Raw genomic sequence first — 18,736 nt, forward strand, 5'->3', positions numbered from 1 at the left:
GTTCGCCCCGCAAGACGAACCCTGGATAGTTTGTGCGTTATTTGCCCGACTTGACCTTGGTCCAGCTACGGGTCATCAAACGCTGAATATTGGCTGGCAACTCGGTCGACACGTAGGTCTTGTCGAGGACTGCTTGCGGTGGGTAAACCGCTTCATCGGTGCGAATGGATTGTTCCATCAGCTTGTCCGAACCCGGATTGGGGTTGGCGTAACCGACGTAATCACTGACCTGGGCGATCACCTCAGGTTTCAGCAAATAATTGATGAAGGCGTGGGCCTCTTTGACGTTGGACGAATCCTTGGGGATCGCCAGCATGTCGAACCACAGCGCGCCGCCCTCTTTCGGAATCGAATAGGCGATGTTGACGCCCTTCTTGGCTTCCTCGGCACGGTTCTTCGCCTGGAAGATATCGCCGGAGAAACCGATGGCCACGCAGATGTCGCCGTTGGCCAGATCGCCGATGTACTTCGAGGAATGGAAATAGGTCACGTATGGACGCACCGCGAGCAACTTGGCGGTGGCCTTTTCGTAGTCCTTGGTGTTGGTGCTGTTGGCGTTCAGGCCCAGGTAATTGAGCATGGTCGGCATCATTTCGTCAGCCGAATCGAGGAACGCGACACCGCAGCTGTGCAGCTTCTTGATGTTTTCCGGCTCGAACAGCACGGCCCAGGAATCGATCTTGTCGATACCCAGCACAGCTTTGACCTTGTCGACGTTGTAGCCGATGCCGTTGGTGCCCCACAGATACGGTACGGCGTAGAGGTTGCCGGGATCGTTCTGCTCCAGGCGCTTGAGCAGCACCGGGTCGAGGTTGGAATAATTCGGCAACTGCGCCTTGTCGAGCTTCTGGAACGCGCCCGCCTTGATCTGCTTGCCAAGGAAGTGGTTCGACGGCACGACCACGTCATAACCGGTGCGCCCGGCGAGCAGCTTGCCTTCCAGGGTTTCGTTGGAGTCGAAAACGTCGTAGACCGGTTTGATCCCGGTCTCTTTCTCGAAGTCGGCCAGGGTCGATTCGCCGATGTAATCGGACCAGTTATAAATATGCACCGTACCGGCGGCCTGGGCTCCGACAGCGATTGTCAGGCCGGCAGCGGCCAGCAGGGCTTTGCGCAAAGAAGAAAATACAGGCAAGTGGAGGTCCTCTAAATTGATTGGGCCCAAGTTGCCCCGCGCTGCATGACAGCCATGGCTGCCCGACAACAAAACCGGCGCGCAACTTACCCTCGAAAAACCGATCCAGCAAAACTTTCTGTCATTTAATTATCCGCTGGCCGCCGTCGCGACGACGACGGCCAGTGGTTGTGGCGACAAACCGGCTTATTTGCCCGATTTGATCTTGGTCCAGCTGCGGGTGATCAGACGCAGCGTGGCGGCGTCCAGATCGCTGATCGCATAGAGTTGCTTCTTCACTTCAGCCGAAGGATAGATGCTCGGGTCGCTGGTGATGTCCTTGTCCACCAGAGGCGTTGCCGCCTTGTTGCCGTTCGGGAAACGCACGGCGTTGGTGATGCCGGCCATCACTTGCGGCTCCAGCAGGTAGTTCATGAACTTGTAGGCGGCTTCGACGTTTTCGGCATCCTTGGGAATGGCGACCATGTCGTAGAAAGTACCGGCGCCTTCTTTCGGAATGGTGTAGGCCAGCTTGACCTTGTCACCGGCTTCCTGAGCGCGGGTCTTGGATTGCTCCAGGTCACCCGAGTAACCGACGGCGACGCAGATGTTGCCGTTGGCCAGGTCCGAGATGTACTTGGAAGAGTGGAAGTAGGCGACCGAAGGACGGATCTTCAGGAACAGGTCTTCGGCAGCTTTCAGATCAGCCTTGTCCTTGCTGTTGGTCGGCTTGCCCAGATAGTGCAATGCCGCCGGAATCATTTCGGTCGGGGCATCGAGGAAGCTCACGCCGCAGCTTTTGAGTTTCTCGATGTTTTCCGGCTTGAACACCACGTCCCACGAATCGATCTTGTCGATACCCAGCGCAGCCTTGACCTTGGCCGGGTTGTAGCCGATGCCGATCGAGCCCCACATGTACGGGAAGGCGTGTTTGTTGCCCTGGTCGCTGGCGTCGCCAACGGCCTTGAGCAGGTCTTCGTCGAGGTTTTTCCAGTTAGGCAGCTTGGACTTGTCCAGCTCCTGGTAAACGCCGGCCTTGATCTGCTTGGCGAGGAAGTTGTTGGAAGGCACCACGATGTCGTAACCGGACTTGCCGGCCAGCAGCTTGGCTTCCAGGGTTTCGTTACTGTCGAAGACGTCGTAGACGACTTTGATCCCGGTGGCTTTTTCGAAGTTGGCCACGGTGTCCGGCGCGATATAGTCGGACCAGTTGTAGACGTGCAGCACCTTGTCGTCCGCGTGCACCGCACCCGCCATCATGCCCGCCATGGACAGCGCGAGCAGAGTCTTGCCAGCTAGCTTTTTACCTAATGCCTTCATGCGTCATGCTCCAAATTTTTCTTTTTTGAACCACTTTGTTCAGCGGCCGAACCCGGACAACTGGAACCGCGGCTAGTCTGGCAAGATCCGAGGCGGTCTTTCAACAAAAGACCAGCCTTTCTGACAGCTTTGAGCGAGTGCGCCGCAGCTCCCCCGCCCAAAGCCTAGCACCTAGGCCTGCAGCGCATTGAGGGTCAGGTCCAGACACTTGCGTGCTTTTGTAACCAGCTCATCGATTTCGGCTTTGCTGATCACCAGCGGCGGCGCGATGATCATGGTGTCGCCCACCGCGCGCATGATCAGGCCATTGTCGAAGCAGAACTGCCGGCAGATCATGCCCACGCCCTTGCCTTCGTAACGCTTGCGCGTGGCCTTGTCCTGCACCAGCTCGATCGCCCCCAGCAGACCGACGCCGCGAACTTCACCCACCAACGGGTGATCGTTCAGCTCGCGCAGACGTTTCTGCAAATACGGTGCCGTTTCGTTGTGGGCGTTCTCGATAATTTTTTCGTCGCGCAGGATGCGGATGTTTTCCAGGCCCACCGCTGCTGCCACCGGGTGCCCGGAGTAAGTGAAGCCGTGGTTGAAATCGCCGCCTTCGTTGAGCACGGCCACCACCGAATCACGCACGATCAATCCGCCCATCGGGATGTAGCCGGAGGTCAGGCCCTTGGCGATGGTCATCATGTCAGGCGCAAGGTCGTAGAAATCGCTACCGAACCACTCACCGGTACGGCCAAAGCCGCAGATCACTTCATCGGCAACGAAGAGGATGTCGTACTTGGCGAGGATTTCCTTGATGCGCGGCCAGTAGGTGTCGGGCGGAATGATCACGCCGCCGGCACCCTGAATAGGCTCGGCAATAAAGGCACCGACGTTGTCGACGCCGACTTCGAGAATCTTCTCTTCGAGCTGATTGGCCGCCCAGATGCCGAACTCTTCCGGCGACATGTCACCGCCTTCGGCAAACCAGTACGGCTGCGCGATGTGGACGATGCCCGGAATCGGCAGGTCGCCCTGCTCGTGCATATAAGTCATGCCGCCCAGGCTTGCGCCGGCCACGGTCGAACCGTGATAACCGTTCTTGCGGCTGATGATGACTTTCTTGTTCGGCTGGCCTTTGATCGCCCAGTAGTGACGGACCATGCGCAACATGGTGTCGTTGCCTTCAGAGCCGGAGCCGGTGAAGAACACGTGGTTCATGCCTTCTGGCGCCACGTCGGCAATCGCCTTGGCCAGTTCCAGTGCCGGCGGGTGTGCGGTCTGGAAGAACAGGTTGTAGTACGGCAGCTCGCGCATCTGCCTGGCGGCGGCATCGGCCAGTTCATCGCGACCGTAACCGATCGCCACGCACCAGAGGCCGGCCATGCCGTCGAGGATCTTGTTGCCTTCGCTGTCCCACAGATAAACGCCCTTGGCGTTGGTGATGATCCGCGGGCCTTTCTCTTTCAGTTGCTTGAAGTCGCTGAACGGGGCCAGGTGGTGATCGCTGCTCAGCGCTTGCCACTCGCGGGTTTGCGGGTTGTTGCTGGTCATGCCAATTCTCCTTGTTATCGGTGAAGGCGCGACGGCTGGCCGCCGCGCCCGGCGTATCAGACGGCGAAGAGCAGGTACTCACGCTCCCAGGAACTGATCACGCGCTTGAAGTTTTCATGCTCGGCGCGCTTGACCGCGACGTAGCCGGTGATGAAGGTCTTGCCGAGATACTTCTCGATGGTCGCGCTGTTTTCCATACGCTCCAGCGCGTCTTCGATGGTCAGCGGCAGGCGCAGGTTGCGGCGCTCGTAACCACGGCCAACCACTGGTGCGCTCGGGTTCAGGCCCTCGACCATGCCGATGTAACCGCAGAGCAGGCTCGCGGCGATCGCCAGGTACGGGTTGGCGTCTGCGCCCGGCAGACGGTTTTCCACGCGGCGGTTCTGCGGGCCGGCATCCGGTACGCGCAGGCCGACGGTACGGTTCTCTTCGCCCCACTCGACGTTTACCGGTGCCGAAGTGTCCGGGAGGAAGCGGCGGAACGAGTTGACGTTCGGCGCGAACAGCGGCAACAGCTCGGGAATCAGTTTCTGCAAGCCACCGATGTGGTGCAGGAACAACTGGCTCATGGTCCCGTCTTCGTTGGAGAAGACGTTCTTGCCGGTCTGAATGTCGATGATGCTCTGGTGCAGGTGCATGGCGCTGCCCGGCTCGCCGGTCATCGGCTTGGCCATGAATGTCGCAGCGACATCGTGCTTGAGCGCGGCCTCGCGCATGGTGCGCTTGAACACCAGAATCTGATCGGCCAGCGACAGGGCGTCACCGTGACGGAAGTTGATTTCCATCTGCGCGGTGCCGTCTTCGTGGATCAGCGTATCGAGGTCCAGCTCCTGCAATTCGCACCAGTCGTAGACGTCTTCGAACAGCGGGTCGAATTCGTTGGCCGCTTCAATGGAGAACGACTGCCGGCCGATTTCCGGACGGCCCGAGCGGCCGATCGGCGGCTGCAACGGATAGTCGGGGTCGTCGCTGCGCTTGGTCAGGTAGAACTCCATTTCCGGCGCCACGATCGGCTGCCAGCCCTTGTCGGCATACAGCTTCAAGACTTTCTTGAGGACGTTGCGCGGCGACAGCTCGATCGGGTTGCCTTGCTTGTCGTAGGTGTCGTGGATCACCTGCGCGGTCGGTTCGATCGCCCACGGCACCAGGTACACGGCGTTCTGGTCGGGACGGCAGATCATGTCGATGTCGGCCGGGTCGAGCAGTTCGTAATAGATGTCGTCTTCGACGTAGTCACCGGTCACGGTCTGCAGCAGCACGCTCTCCGGCAGACGCATGCCTTTCTCGGCGATGAACTTGTTGGTCGGCGAAATCTTGCCCCGGGTGATCCCGGTCAAGTCGCCGATCATGCATTCGACTTCTGTGATCTTGCGGTCTTTCAACCAATCGGTGAGCTGGTCGAGGTTGTTACTCATAAATGCCTCTGGGCTGAGTCTCCTGACGCGATGTCAGGCAATTTTGACGCTTGGGGCGTCGCGTTAAGGGGGGCTTGCTCGCGCAGTACCGGCTTACGCCTGGCACCGCGCATAGACAATGAAAGAGGAGCTTACCTGCCCTTTGCGCTGGTGTAGCATTTCCCGTGCACTTTGCAAACGTGCAGAATCGACAGCACGACGCTGAGCGCGGCATGGGCTTTGAGAGGGAAAGAGTTCTATAGTGGAAGGGGACGCCATAAAGCGGATGCTGTGTCCGACGTCCAGAATATCGGACGCTGCCGTTTCGTCGACTGTTGACGAGAGTCTCGTCGACAGGCTGCGCGCCTTGCTGGCTGCGCTACGGACGGATTGATCGCCACTGATGTGATGAGCATGCAGACCGGACTGTTGCGAGCAGTCGGTGATGCCGATTAACGGCAGGCGAGACATGAAGCACCCCGGTATTATTGCTGTTATGGGTTTGACCGGAGCTTAGCCTTGTTCATTTTTTTACACAACACCCCCGTAAAAAATACAACACGGCCTGCTCAAGCCCGCAGTTGAGCAACGTTCAAGGTTTGAAAAAACGCCCCAAAGTGCCCCATAAATGCCCTTCAAGCGCTTTTTCGGGGCAAAAAAGGCCTCGCTTGACTTCGGCAGGCCGTTCGGGTTGACTGAAACCAGAAAAGATCAATGATTGATATTTTTAACAACAAAGGTGTTGCATCATGTCGGTACCCCCGCGTGCCGTTCAGCTTAACGAAGCGAACGCGTTCCTTAAGGAACATCCTGAGGTTCTGTACGTTGACCTTCTGATTGCGGATATGAATGGTGTGGTGCGCGGCAAGCGCATCGAACGCACCAGCCTCCACAAGGTTTACGAGAAAGGCATCAACCTGCCGGCCTCTCTATTTGCTCTGGATATCAACGGCTCCACGGTGGAAAGCACCGGTCTGGGCCTGGACATCGGCGACGCCGATCGCATCTGCTATCCGATCCCCGATACCCTGTGCAACGAGCCATGGCAGAAGCGCCCTACCGCGCAACTGTTGATGACCATGCACGAACTCGAAGGCGACCCGTTCTTCGCCGATCCCCGTGAAGTGTTGCGTCAGGTGGTGACCAAGTTCGACGAACTCGGCCTGACCATCTGCGCCGCCTTCGAACTCGAGTTCTACCTGATCGATCAGGAAAACGTGAACGGCCGTCCACAGCCGCCACGCTCGCCGATCTCCGGCAAACGTCCGCACTCGACTCAGGTCTACCTGATCGACGACCTCGACGAATACGTCGACTGCCTCCAGGACATTCTCGAAGGCGCCAAAGAGCAAGGCATCCCGGCCGATGCGATCGTCAAGGAAAGTGCCCCGGCGCAGTTCGAAGTGAACCTGCACCACGTCGCCGACCCGATCAAGGCCTGCGACTACGCAGTGCTGCTCAAGCGTCTGATCAAGAACATCGCCTACGACCATGAAATGGACACCACTTTCATGGCCAAGCCGTATCCGGGCCAGGCGGGCAACGGTCTGCACGTACATATTTCGATTCTGGACAAAGCCGGCAAAAACATTTTTGCCAGCGAGGATCCCGAGCAGAACGCCGCGCTGCGTCACGCGATCGGCGGTGTGCTCGAGACCCTGCCGGCGCAGATGGCTTTCCTCTGCCCGAACGTCAACTCGTATCGTCGCTTCGGCGCGCAGTTCTACGTACCGAACTCGCCGTGCTGGGGCCTGGACAACCGCACTGTGGCGATTCGCGTACCGACCGGCTCGGCCGATGCCGTGCGTATCGAACACCGCGTGGCCGGCGCCGACGCCAACCCGTACCTGCTGATGGCTTCGGTACTGGCCGGCGTGCACCACGGTCTGGTCAACCAGATCGAGCCGGGCGCACCTGTCGAAGGCAACAGCTACGAGCAGAACGAACAGAGCCTGCCGAACAACTTGCGCGATGCCCTGCGCGAGCTGGACGACAGTGAGGTGATGGCCAAGTACATCGATCCGAAGTACATCGATATCTTCGTGGCCTGCAAGGAGAGCGAGCTGGAGGAATTCGAACACTCCATCTCCGACCTTGAGTACAACTGGTATCTGCATACCGTTTAAGCGTTGTAACGTCCAAAGAAACGCCGTTGGCTTCGCGCCCACGGCGTTTTTTTATGGCCGAACACAAAACCTGTGGCGAGGGGATTTATCCCCGTTGGGTTGCGAAGCAGCCCCAAATCCATCCCACTCGGTGTGTCAGGAATACCCGGCTCTCAGGGTTTACGACTGCTGCGCAGCCGAACGGGGCGGTGCGACGTTTCGCTAAATCCCCTCGCCACAGGGTACTGGCAGACAACACCTGAACCGCCTCGTACAATGCCCGCTGCCCCGCAGGAGACTTCCATGACGCGTCCCGCCACCGTCCGCAAACCCCGTGCCCGCAGTCAGGCGCGGATCGATTCGATCCTCGATGCCGCGCGCACCCTGCTGGCGGCCGAGGGCGTGGCCAGTCTGTCGATCTACAGCGTCGCCGAGCGCGCGCAGATTCCGCCCTCCTCCGTGTATCACTTTTTCGCCAGCGTCCCGGCGCTGCTCGAAGCGCTGACCGCCGATGTCCACGCTGCCTTCCGCGCCTGCCTGCAAGCGCCGATCGATCACGATGCCTTGCGTGACTGGCGAGATCTGTCGCGACTGGTCGAACAGCGCATGCTGGAGATCTACGACGAAGACGCAGCCGCGCGGCAATTGATCCTGGCGCAACATGGCCTGACCGAAGTCACCCAGGCCGACCGCCAGCACGATCTGGAACTGGGCGACCTGATGCACAAGCTGTTCGACCAGCATTTCGAGTTGCCAAGGCTGCCGGACGATGTCGATGTGTTTGCCCTGGCGATGGAACTGGGCGACCGGGTTTATGCACGTTCGGTGCAGCAGCACGGGCAGATCACCCCGCGCATGGCCGAGGAAGGGATGCGCGTGTTTGATGCCTATATCGGGTTGTACCTTCCGCCGTATCTACCCAAAAGAAATCTCTAGCGCATGCACCGGCCCTTTCGCGAGCAGGCTCGCTCCCACATTTGAAATGCGTTCCCCTGTGGGAGCGAGCCTGCTCGCGAAAGCCGCGCCGCCGAATCCGCGACAGGCACAAAAAACCCCGCAGGGCTCACACCCTCCGGGGTTGTTTTTTGCTCACCGGCTCACAACTTGGCGATGGACACCTCGGTGGATTTCACAAAGGCGATCACCTCACTGCCGACCACCAGCTCCAACTCTTTCACAGAACGGGTGGTGATCACCGAAGTGACGATGCCCGAAGCGGTCTGCACGTCGATTTCCGACAGCACGTCGCCGAGGACGATTTCCTTGATCGAGCCTTTGAACTGGTTGCGCACGTTGATGGCTTTGATAGTCATGGCATTGATTCCTGTCGTTGATAAAGGTGTTATTGCGCCCAGCGCAGTTGCGTAGGCAGGGGTGAAACGGGTTCCGGCGCCGGCGGTTCGCCGGGCAGGGACAGAACACGGTTGAGCACTTCGGTTTCCAGCGCGGCGAGGCGATGCGAGCCACGGACCCGAGGGCGCGGCAGCTCGACGTGCAGGTCGAGGCCGACTTCGCCGTCCTCGATCAGGATCACCCGATCGGCAATCGCCACCGCTTCACTGACGTCGTGGGTCACCAGCAGCACGGTGAAACCGTGTTGCTGCCAGAGCCGTTCGATCAGTTGCTGCATCTCGATACGGGTCAGCGCATCCAGTGCACCGAGCGGTTCGTCGAGCAGCAGCAGACGCGGCTGATGGATCAGTGCGCGGGCCAGTGCAACCCGCTGCTTCTGCCCACCCGACAACGCCGCCGGCCATTCATTGGCGCGATCTGCCAGGCCAACCGCGTCCAATGCTTCAAGAGCCTTCGGACGCCAGTTGCCTTTAAGCCCGAGTCCGACGTTGTCGATGATCCTTTTCCACGGCAGCAGTCGCGCTTCCTGGAACATCAATCGCGTGTCGTCGCGCGCCTGGCTGAGCGGCGCGGAGCCGGCGAGCAGCTCGCCGCCAGTCGGCTGGTCGAGGCCGGCGAGCAAGCGCAAAAACGTGCTCTTGCCACAACCGCTACGCCCGACCACGGCGACGAATTGCCCCGCCGGAATGTGCAGATCGATGTCGCGCAGCACCTGGCGCGCGCCGAAGGTTTTTTGCAGGTTGCGCACCGCCAGTGGAATCCCGCGCAGCAGGCGTGGAGGTTGTTGAGCGGTCATGCCGCACCTCCCTTGGCAACCTGATAGGCCGGGTGCCAGCGCAGCCACACACGCTCAAGTCCACGGGCGGCGAGGTCGGCAAGTTTGCCGAGTACCGCGTAAAGCAGGATCGCCAGCACCACCACGTCGGTCTGCAAAAACTCACGGGCATTCATCGCCAGGTAACCAATGCCGGAGCTGGCCGAGATGGTTTCGGCGACGATCAGCGTCAGCCACATAAAGCCCAAAGCGAAGCGCACGCCAACCAGAATCGACGGCAACGCGCCCGGCAGAATCACCTGCCAGAACAGACTGAAACCGCTCAGACCATAACTGCGCGCCATCTCCACCAGCGCCGGGTCGACGTTACGGATGCCGTGATACGTGTTGAGGTAGATCGGGAACAACGTGCCCAGCGCCACCAGAAAAATCTTCGCCGACTCATCGATGCCGAACCACAGGATCACCAGCGGAATCAGCGCCAGATGCGGCACGTTTCGGATCATCTGCACCGAGGAGTCGAGCAGGCGTTCGCCCCACTTCGACAGACCGGTGATGAAACCCAGCACCAGGCCGATGCTGCCGCCAATGGTGAAACCGAGTGCCGCGCGCCAGCCGCTGATCGCCAGGTGCGTCCAGATCTCGCCGCTGCGTACCAGACTGACGCCGGCCTCGATCACCGCCACCGGTGCCGGCAGAATCCGCGTGGACAACCAGCCCGCCGACACCGACAACTGCCACACCGCCAGCAGCAACACCGGCAACGCCCAAGGCGCGAGGCTGTGGATAAATTTCTTCATGGCCGCGCCTCAGCTCTGCGACGCGGCTTTGGGCAGGATGTCGTTGGCGACCATCTCACCGAACGGGCTGACATAACCGGCGCTTTTCGGCAGTTCCGGGCGCTCGACGTCGAGGTGTGGGAACAGCAGCTCGGCCACCCGATACGATTCTTCGAGGTGTGGATAACCGGAGAAGATGAAGGTGTCGATGCCCAGATCCGCGTATTCCTTGACCCGCGCCGCCACGGTCGGGCCGTCACCGACCAGCGCGGTTCCGGCACCGCCGCGCACCAGACCGACGCCGGCCCAGAGGTTCGGGCTGACTTCGAGGTTGTCGCGGCTGCCACCGTGCAGCGCGGCCATGCGTTGCTGGCCGACCGAATCGAAGCGCGCCAGCGAGGCCTGAGCACGCTGGATGGTGTCGTCGTCCAGATGCGAGATCAGGCGATCCGCCGCTTGCCAGGCTTCGGCGTTGGTTTCACGCACGATCACATGCAGACGAATGCCGAAGCGCACGGTGCGCCCGAGCTTGGCGGCCTTGGCGCGAACCTGGGCAATCTTCTCGGCCACCGCTGCTGGCGGCTCGCCCCAGGTCAGAACCATCTCCACTTGCTCGGCGGCCAGATCCTGCGCCGCTTCCGAGGAACCGCCGAAATACAGCGGCGGACGCGGTTGCTGGATCGGCGGATAGAGCAGCTTGGCGCCCTTCACGCTGATGTGCTCGCCGTCATAATCGACGGTTTCGCCTTCCAGCACGCGGCGCCAGATGCGGGTGAATTCCACCGAGGCCTGATAGCGTTCTTCATGGTTGAGGAACAGCCCGTCACCGGCCAGTTCTTCCGGATCACCACCGGTGACCAGATTGAACAGCGCACGCCCGCCGGACAGACGATCAAGCGTGGCGGCCTGGCGCGCCGCGACCGTCGGGGAAATGATCCCGGGGCGCAGGGCGACGAGGAATTTCAGACGCTGAGTCACCGGAATCAGTGAGGCCGCGACCAGCCATGAGTCTTCGCAGGAACGCCCGGTGGGAATCAGCACCCCGCCAAAGCCCAGACGATCCGCCGCTTGCGCGACCTGTTGCAGATAACCGTGATCAACCGCGCGGGCGCCTTCGGCGGTGCCAAGGTAATGGCCGTCGCCGTGGGTCGGCAGGAACCAGAAGATGTTGAGGCTCATGGAGTGGTCTCCTTGTGGATTCGAATTACTGGGCTTGGGAGCTTTGGGCCACAGCGGCCGGCGGGGTCCAGATCACATCCTTGATGCTCAACGGCTTGGGAATCAGCTTGAGCTGGAAGAACGTGTCGGCGATTTTCTGTTGCGCAGCGACCACTTCCGGGGTCAGGAACAGCGCGCCGTAGCCCTGGCGTTTCACCGAGGTCAGGGTGATGTCCGCCGGCAGGCCAAGCAGTGGCGCGACCTGTTGCGTCACGTCTTCGGGATTGGATTTCGACCATTCACCCACCGCGCGCACTTCTTCGACGAGGGTCTTGATCACCTCGGGATTTTTCTGCGCGTAAGGTTTGGTGGCCAGATAGAACTGATGGTTGTCGACGATGCCTTTGCCGTCGCGCAGGGTGTGCGCTTGCAGTTGCTTTTCGGCAGCGGCCTGATACGGATCCCAGATGACCCAGGCGTCGACACTGCCACGCTCGAACGCAGCGCGGGCATCGGCCGGCGGCAGGAACACGGTCTGAATATCGCTGTACTTGAGGCCGGCGTCTTCCAGTGCACGCACCAGCAGGTAGTGCACGTTGGAGCCTTTGTTCAGGGCGACTTTCTTGCCTTTGAGGTCGGCCACCGATTTGATCGGCGAGTCTTTCGGCACGAGGATCGCTTCGCTGTTCGGCGCTGGCGGTTCATAGGCGACGTAGAGCAGATCCGCGCCAGCGGCCTGGGCGAAAACCGGTGGAGTTTCGCCGGTCACGCCGAAATCGATCGAGCCGACGTTGAGGCCTTCGAGCAGCTGCGGGCCGCCGGGGAATTCCGTCCATTGCACGTCGACGCCTTGCGCCGCCAGACGTTTTTCGAGCGTGCCTTTGGCTTTCAGCAGCACCAGCGTGCCGTACTTCTGATAACCGATCCGCAATGTCTCGGCTTGAGCTTGGGTGATGGCGCCGAAGGTGACAGCCGCAGCAAACAGAGCGACCAGACCACGACGCAAAAATACAGTGCGCATAGCGCTCTCCTTTTTGCTGTTGGGTTGTGGCTGCACCTGCTTGCCCGTTGGCGGGCGAGTAAGGCCAGTACTTCAAATTTCGATAAGGCTTAAATGCTCCAGCGAGCACTCAACAAACGTTCGTTCAGCAGGCCTGGCTCCAGCGGTTTCGGCCGGCGCGCCATGGCGCCGATGAACTGGTCCAGGGCCTCGTGTAACCGTTGCTCCAGGGCCGGCGCCAGTTGCGCGGCGGCACTGCCTTCGCCGTAAGCGATCTGGCTGTCCTCGGCGAAAATGCCCTGAAGCATCTCTTGGGCCTTGAGTGCCGACAGCACAGGCTTGAGGGCGTAATCGACCACCAGCATGTGGGCGATGCTGCCGCCCGTGGCCATCGGCAAGACAACCTTGTGGTTCAAAGCACGCTCGGGGAGCAGATCCAGCAGGGTCTTCAGCGCTCCGGAAAACGAGGCCTTGTAAACCGGCGTGGCGATCAGCAGGCCATCGGCGTTTGCGATCTGTTGCAGCAGGTCGAGGACCTTCGGACTGTCGAAGCGCGCGTGGAGCAGATCCTCGGCCGGGAAGTCCCGCACCTGATAACTCACCACTTCCACCCCTTGCTGTTGCAACCAGCGTTGCGAACGCTCCAGCAGCACCCCGGAACGGGAGCGCAGGCTGGGGCTGCCACCGAGTGAGACGACCAGCATTGCAGATTCCTTTAAGCGTTACAGGCGATTCGCAGGCTGCGATCTCGCTTCAATGGCAGTGACCTTACCAGCTGATTTATATATCCATAAATCATATTTATTCATTTGGTTATGCGTTTAAGAAATATGAAGATAAGCAGAATCCAGGCGAAAAAAAAGGCCGTCGAAACGGCCGAAATTCCCCTGCGTTGTGATTCTGGATTCTCAAGTGCCTGGACTGACGCCTTCGCGAGCAGGCTCGCTCCCACAGGGGAATGCATTGCAAATGTGGGAGCGAGCCTGCTCGCGAAAGCGGCGGTGACTGCACCACAAATCTTATTTGTTCGGCTGCGGCGTCAGGCGCAGGTAGGGCTTCACCGCGCGATAGCCTTTTGGGAAGCGCTGCTTGATCTCGTCTTCGTCCTTGAGCGACGGCACGATCACCACTTCTTCACCGTCCTGCCAGTTGGCCGGGGTGGCGACTTTGTAATTGTCGGTGAGCTGCAGCGAGTCGATCACCCGCAGGATCTCGTGGAAGTTGCGCCCGGTACTCGCCGGGTAGGTGATGGTCAGGCGAATCTTCTTGTTCGGATCGATGACGAACAGTGAACGCACAGTCAGCGTGTCATTGGCGTTCGGGTGGATCAGGTCGTAGAGATCGGAGACCTTGCGATCGGCATCGGCCAGGATCGGGAAATTGACGATAGTGTTCTGGGTTTCGTTGATGTCCTCGATCCACTTGTGGTGCGAGTCCACCGGGTCAACCGACAGCGCGATGGCCTTGACGCCGCGTCGGCTGAATTCATCCTTGAGCTTGGCGGTGAAACCCAGCTCGGTGGTGCACACAGGAGTGAAGTCCGCCGGATGGGAAAACAGCACACCCCAGCTATCGCCCAGCCATTCGTGGAAACGAATCTTGCCGGCGCTGGAATCCTGTTCGAAATCGGGGGCGATGTCGCCGAGTCTGAGGCTCATGGTGCTGCTCCTGATGAGGGATGGGAGACAACAACTGTAGCTCGGGATCAATCAGTGTGAAAAAGAATAAATAACTAGATATCTAGATCATTAGTGAATATTAAACATCTGTTCATTGGACACCAGACGGCATCGCGACGAACATCCAACCAAGGTTCGAGAAGGCCTTGAGTTGCAGCAAAGAGGGAAATCGAGAAAGGCTTACGGGGGTGAGCCTGACTCGAAACGCAAAAGCCCCGTCCGGCGCGATGCCGGACGGGGCTTTTTTTTGCTTCAGTTACTTGGTCGAGCTGTTACAGCAGCGGGATCGAGTAGCTGAGGATCAGGCGGTTTTCGTCCTGGTCGCGTTGACCCGGGATGTCGTTGCGCCAGGTTGCGTTTTTCCACATTACGCCAACGTTTTTCAGCGGGCCTTCCGGTACGACGTAAGCAACAGTGAGGTCACGCTCCCACTCGGAACGGCCAGTGGCATTGGTGCTGACTTGTGGCACGCTACTGCCAACACGACCAGTAGTGTCGATGTTATCGCCACGCAGGTAAACCACACCGGCGGTAAGGCCAGGTACGCCTACCTTCGCGAAGTCGTACGAGTAGCGAGCTTGCCAAGTACGTTCGCCAGCGCGAGCGAATTTGGCAATTTGCATGTCGGTAGTGATGTAAGCCGACGAGCCGTCACCCTGGTTCAGCCAAGGGAAGTCGCTGTTGCCGTTACTGACCTGATAACCGCCACCGAAGGTGTGACCTTCAACGGTGTACAGGAACAAACCACTGTACAGGTTGTTGTCGACTTTCCCTTTGGTGATGCCGGTACCGTAGTCACCAGTGGTGTAGTACGCCGGATCATTACCGTTGGCGCCATCGTCACGGCTATTGAAGTAACGCAAATCCGACTTCAATACACCCGGGCCGATTGCCCAGTTGTGCACCAGACCCAGGAAGTGCTGCTTGTAGTAATCCTGCAGGTTGCCGTAGTAGTACTGAGCAGTCAGGTCTTTGGTGATTTTGTAGTCACCGCCACCGTAGATGAACTTGTTACTGTCACGACCGGCAGCGGTGTGAGCGTTGGAGCCCGCAATCGACAACTCTTCGTTGTTGCTGGAGTTACGGCCCTTGGCGTGCTCGATTTGACCAGCAACCAGCGTCAGATCCTTGATCTCGCTCGAAGTGATCTGGCCACCCTGGAAGGTTTGCGGCAGCAGACGACCGTCGTTGGTCACGATGACCGGCAGTTTTGGCTGCAGGGTGCCCAATTTCAGTTCGGTCTGAGAGATCTTGGCTTTGGCAGTCAAACCCAGGCTGGAGAAGTTGTCGACCGCTTCGCCGTTGGATTTGCTCGGGAATACAGTACCGCCGTAGGAAGTCGAGGTAGCACCGTTGGTGCCGCCACCCGAATCCAGACGCACACCCAACAGGCCGATGGCATCGATACCGAAGCCTACGGTGCCTTGGGTATAACCGGAGATAAACCGCAGATCGAAGCCTTGGCCCCATTCTTCTTGCTTGTTCTGAGCGCCGGCAGCTTTGGTATCGCCGTCACGGTTATCAGTGTTGATATAGAAGTTACGCAGCCCCAGAGTAGCCTTGCTGTCTTCGATGAAACCGGCGGCGCCTGCCTGCTGCGCCATAACCCCAACGGCCACAGCCAGGGCCAAGGTGGACTTGTTCATGTATCGCTCCTCTCGTTCTAATTCTTGTGTTCCTGGTTCGGGGTCGATTTGCCCTGAATCCTAAGATTCGCGATTAGCGCCAGACCGTGACTGCCAAGTCAATCGTAACCTTGTATGTCTACGACCATCGTCTAATCGCGAGTGATTGGGTCCCTGCAGCGTAAAGACTTCCTGATAATCCCAAAAAGAATTTATTCGTCCTTTTTCATGCCATTCAGGCATATGGCCCATTAATGGCCATCCGCGCCGGGAAACAGCGTATCGGCGCCTAAGCTCATTCCTAAATGGTATTTGCTGACCTTTTTTTAGATCGATTAGCTTTGCCGTACTCCCAACACGGCAAATCCCATCGAAAAGGCGACGCATCATGGCGAAACGCGCACTATCAAGTCAATTTGTTACAGTTTGTGTGTCGGCACTGTTTTCTTTTTCCGCACATGCCGCCGGTCTGACGGTCGGCTACCAGACCGGGATCGATCCGAGCAAAGTGCCGCAGGCCGATGGTGTCTATGAAAAAACCATCGGCGAGAAGATCGACTGGCGTCGTTTCAACAGCGGCCCGGAAGTCGTCACTGCCATTGCTTCTGGCGACGTACAGATAGGCAACCTTGGCTCAAGTCCCCTGGCAGCAGCTGCTTCACGCAATCTGCCGATCGTGGCGTTCATCGTTTCGGCACAGATCAATGCCGCCGAAGCATTGGTGGTGCGCAACGGCAGCGGCATCGACAAACCGCAGGACCTGATCGGTAAAACCATCGCCACACCGTTCGTGTCCACCTCGCACTACAGTCTGCTTGGGGCGCTGAAGCACTGGGGCCTGAATACTTCGCAAGTCAAAGTGGTCAACCTGCAACCGGCGGAAATCGCCGCCGCGTGGAAGCGTGGCGACATTGATGGGGCGTTTGTCTGGTCGCCGGCGCTGGGCGAGATCCGCAAGACCGGCAAGACCCTGGCCGACGCCGCCCAGGTCGGCCAGTGGGGTGCGCCGACCTTCGAGGTGTGGGTGGCGCGCAAGGACTTTGCCGAGAAGCATCCCGAGGTCGTGGCGAAATTCGCCAAGGTCACCCTGGATTCGTTCGCTGATTACGCCGTGCACAAAGACAGCTGGACGGCCGACTCGGTGCCTGTGCAGAAAATCGCCAAATTGACCGGCGCCAATGCGGCGGATGTACCGGAACTGCTGGCCGGTTCGGCGTTCCCGGATGCCAAGGCGCAGCAAAGCACGGCGCTGCTGGACGGCGGCACCGCGAAGGCAATTGCGCAAACGGCGAAATTCTTGAAGGAACAGGGCAAGGTCGAAACAGTGCTACCGGATTATTCGCCGTACGTCAGCGCCAAATTCATCACTGACTGAATGCAGAAAGTGGCGAGGGGATTTATCCCCGTTGGGCTGCACAGCAGTCCCCCAGCGATTCCAAGTGAAAACACAGGGGGCCGCTACGCGACCCAGCGGGGATAAATCCCCTCGCCACAGACCTCGCTGTTGTTCAGAGGGTCTTTTCGAAGATCTTCGAATTACGCTGGTAGTTGTACAGCGACGCCCGCGCCGCTGGCAGGCGTTCCACGCTGCTTGGCTCGAAACCGCGCTCGCGGAACCAGTGCGCGGTGCGCGTGGTGAGTACGAACAGGGTTTTCAAACCCTGCGCCCGCGCGCGGGTTTCAATGCGTTCCAGCAATTCGTCGCCGCGTCCGCCGTGGCGGTATTCCGGATTCACCGCCAGACACGCCAGTTCACCAGCATCGGAATCGGCAATCTGATACAGCGCCGCACAGGCGATGATCATGCCTTCGCGCTCGACCACGCTGAACTGCTCGATCTCGCGCTCCAGCACTTCCCGCGAGCGGCGCACCAGAATGCCTTGCTCTTCCAGCGGACTGATCAGGTCGAGCAAACCGCCGACGTCTTCAATCGCCGCTTCGCGCACTAGTTCGAATTGCTCCTGCGCCACCAGCGTACCGCCACCGTCGCGGGTGAACAGTTCGGTTAGCAATGCGCCGTCTTCGGCGTAACTGACGATATGGCTGCGCGCAACGCCGCCTCGACAGGCTTCGGCGGCGGCATCGAGCAATTCCGCTTGATAATTGCTCATGCCCAGACGCTGCAAATGTGCCGGCACTTGTTGCGGGCGCAGTTCGCGCACCAGTTTGCCGTTTTCGTCGATCAGGCCGAGCTCGGCGCCAAACAACAGCAGCTTGTCCGCGCCCAGATCAATCGCGGCGCGGGTGGCGACGTCTTCGCAGGCAAGGTTGAAGATCTCGCCGGTCGGCGAATAGCCCAGCGGCGACAACAGCACGATCGAGCGCTCATCGAGCAGGCGATTGATGCCTTTGCGGTCAACCCGACGCACTTCACCGGTGTGGTGATAGTCGACACCTTCCAGCACACCGATCGGCCGCGCGGTGACGAGGTTGCCGCTGGCCACGCGCAGACGCGAGCCCTGCATCGGCGACGAGGCCATGTCCATCGACAGCCGCGCTTCGATGGCGATGCGCAACTGGCCGACCGCATCGATCACACACTCAAGCGTCGCGGCATCGGTAATGCGCATGCCGTGATGGTAATGCGGGGTCAGGCCACGGGCGGCGAGGCGGGTTTCGATCTGCGGGCGCGAGCCGTGCACCAGCACCAGACGCACGCCCAGACTGTGCAGCAAGACCAGGTCGTGGACGATATTGCCGAAATTCGGATGCTCGACGCCGTCGCCGGGAAGCATGACGACGAAGGTGCAATCGCGGTGGGCATTGATGTAAGGAGACGCGTGGCGAAGCCAATTGACGTATTCGGGCATGAACCTGGGCCTGTAATAAAGAGCAGCCGAAAAAAGGGGCGAAACGAAAAACGCACAGCGGGCTGATGGTTATCGTCGGAACAGGCTT

Annotated in this window: 16 protein-coding genes; 3 read left to right on the top strand and 13 right to left on the bottom strand. The window is 59.6% G+C overall.

Annotated elements, in window-relative coordinates; genetic code table 11:
- Positions 1 to 37: 37 nt before the first annotated feature.
- The 4 genes from ACZ9BE_RS23095 to ACZ9BE_RS23110 form a co-directional block, all read right to left on the bottom strand.
- Positions 38 to 1,135 carry a polyamine ABC transporter substrate-binding protein gene (locus ACZ9BE_RS23095; protein WP_038860901.1) on the bottom strand — a complete coding sequence of 366 codons (1,098 nt, stop codon included), beginning with the start codon at positions 1,133 to 1,135 and terminating at the stop codon, positions 38 to 40.
- 186 nt (positions 1,136 to 1,321) lie between these two features.
- Positions 1,322 to 2,434 (bottom strand): polyamine ABC transporter substrate-binding protein, encoded by a 1,113-nt coding sequence (locus ACZ9BE_RS23100; protein WP_039757472.1) that lies wholly within the window; start codon positions 2,432 to 2,434, stop codon positions 1,322 to 1,324.
- A gap of 171 nt (positions 2,435 to 2,605) precedes the next feature.
- A complete protein-coding gene (locus ACZ9BE_RS23105; RefSeq protein WP_236167738.1) occupies positions 2,606 to 3,970 on the bottom strand; it encodes an aspartate aminotransferase family protein in 1,365 nt (454 codons plus the stop codon).
- A gap of 56 nt (positions 3,971 to 4,026) precedes the next feature.
- Complete coding sequence (locus tag ACZ9BE_RS23110) at positions 4,027 to 5,385, bottom strand: glutamine synthetase family protein (RefSeq protein ID WP_016772658.1); 1,359 nt, start codon at positions 5,383 to 5,385, stop codon at positions 4,027 to 4,029.
- Between the two features lie 728 nt (positions 5,386 to 6,113).
- On the opposite strand from ACZ9BE_RS23110, the gene ACZ9BE_RS23115 reads away from it, so the two are divergent.
- Positions 6,114 to 7,490 (top strand): glutamine synthetase family protein, encoded by a 1,377-nt coding sequence (locus tag ACZ9BE_RS23115; protein WP_039757469.1) that lies wholly within the window; start codon positions 6,114 to 6,116, stop codon positions 7,488 to 7,490.
- Positions 7,491 to 7,772: 282 nt separating this feature from the next.
- Positions 7,773 to 8,405, top strand: a complete 633-nt coding sequence (locus ACZ9BE_RS23120) for a TetR/AcrR family transcriptional regulator (RefSeq protein WP_041476873.1) — start codon at positions 7,773 to 7,775, stop codon at positions 8,403 to 8,405.
- Positions 8,406 to 8,566: 161 nt separating this feature from the next.
- On the opposite strand, the gene ACZ9BE_RS23125 is transcribed toward ACZ9BE_RS23120, so the two are convergent.
- The 8 genes from ACZ9BE_RS23125 to ACZ9BE_RS23160 all read right to left on the bottom strand — a co-directional run bounded on the left by ACZ9BE_RS23125 (position 8,567) and on the right by ACZ9BE_RS23160 (position 15,859).
- Entirely contained in the window at positions 8,567 to 8,782 is a 216-nt protein-coding gene (locus ACZ9BE_RS23125) for a TOBE domain-containing protein (protein WP_003229256.1), read from the bottom strand.
- 29 nt (positions 8,783 to 8,811) lie between these two features.
- Positions 8,812 to 9,618 (bottom strand): aliphatic sulfonates ABC transporter ATP-binding protein, encoded by an 807-nt coding sequence (ssuB, locus tag ACZ9BE_RS23130; protein ID WP_042607060.1) that lies wholly within the window; start codon positions 9,616 to 9,618, stop codon positions 8,812 to 8,814.
- Complete coding sequence (ssuC, locus tag ACZ9BE_RS23135; RefSeq protein ID WP_011336451.1) at positions 9,615 to 10,397, bottom strand: aliphatic sulfonate ABC transporter permease SsuC; 783 nt, start codon at positions 10,395 to 10,397, stop codon at positions 9,615 to 9,617. Before ssuC ends, ssuB begins: the two co-directional genes overlap by 4 nt.
- Positions 10,398 to 10,406: 9 nt before the next feature.
- Complete coding sequence (ssuD, locus tag ACZ9BE_RS23140; RefSeq protein ID WP_016772653.1) at positions 10,407 to 11,555, bottom strand: FMNH2-dependent alkanesulfonate monooxygenase; 1,149 nt, start codon at positions 11,553 to 11,555, stop codon at positions 10,407 to 10,409.
- 25 nt (positions 11,556 to 11,580) lie between these two features.
- A complete protein-coding gene (locus ACZ9BE_RS23145) occupies positions 11,581 to 12,555 on the bottom strand; it encodes a sulfonate ABC transporter substrate-binding protein (RefSeq protein WP_476249983.1) in 975 nt (324 codons plus the stop codon).
- Between the two features lie 89 nt (positions 12,556 to 12,644).
- Positions 12,645 to 13,238, bottom strand: coding sequence for an NADPH-dependent FMN reductase (gene ssuE / locus ACZ9BE_RS23150; protein ID WP_016772651.1), 594 nt, complete (start codon positions 13,236 to 13,238; stop codon positions 12,645 to 12,647).
- Positions 13,239 to 13,553: 315 nt separating this feature from the next.
- Positions 13,554 to 14,192, bottom strand: coding sequence for a peroxiredoxin (locus ACZ9BE_RS23155; RefSeq protein ID WP_041476878.1), 639 nt, complete (start codon positions 14,190 to 14,192; stop codon positions 13,554 to 13,556).
- Between the two features lie 293 nt (positions 14,193 to 14,485).
- A complete protein-coding gene (locus ACZ9BE_RS23160; RefSeq protein WP_150637056.1) occupies positions 14,486 to 15,859 on the bottom strand; it encodes an OprD family porin in 1,374 nt (457 codons plus the stop codon).
- 364 nt (positions 15,860 to 16,223) lie between these two features.
- On the opposite strand from ACZ9BE_RS23160, the gene tauA reads away from it, so the two are divergent.
- Positions 16,224 to 17,213, top strand: coding sequence for a taurine ABC transporter substrate-binding protein (gene tauA, locus ACZ9BE_RS23165; protein WP_476250152.1), 990 nt, complete (start codon positions 16,224 to 16,226; stop codon positions 17,211 to 17,213).
- Positions 17,214 to 17,346: 133 nt separating this feature from the next.
- Here tauA and argA read toward each other — a convergent pair whose 3' ends face one another.
- Complete coding sequence (gene argA / locus ACZ9BE_RS23170; RefSeq protein WP_016772647.1) at positions 17,347 to 18,648, bottom strand: amino-acid N-acetyltransferase; 1,302 nt, start codon at positions 18,646 to 18,648, stop codon at positions 17,347 to 17,349.
- Between the last annotated feature and the right edge of the window lie 88 nt (positions 18,649 to 18,736).

The sequence above is a fragment of the Pseudomonas sp. TE9122 genome, from assembly GCF_056278925.1.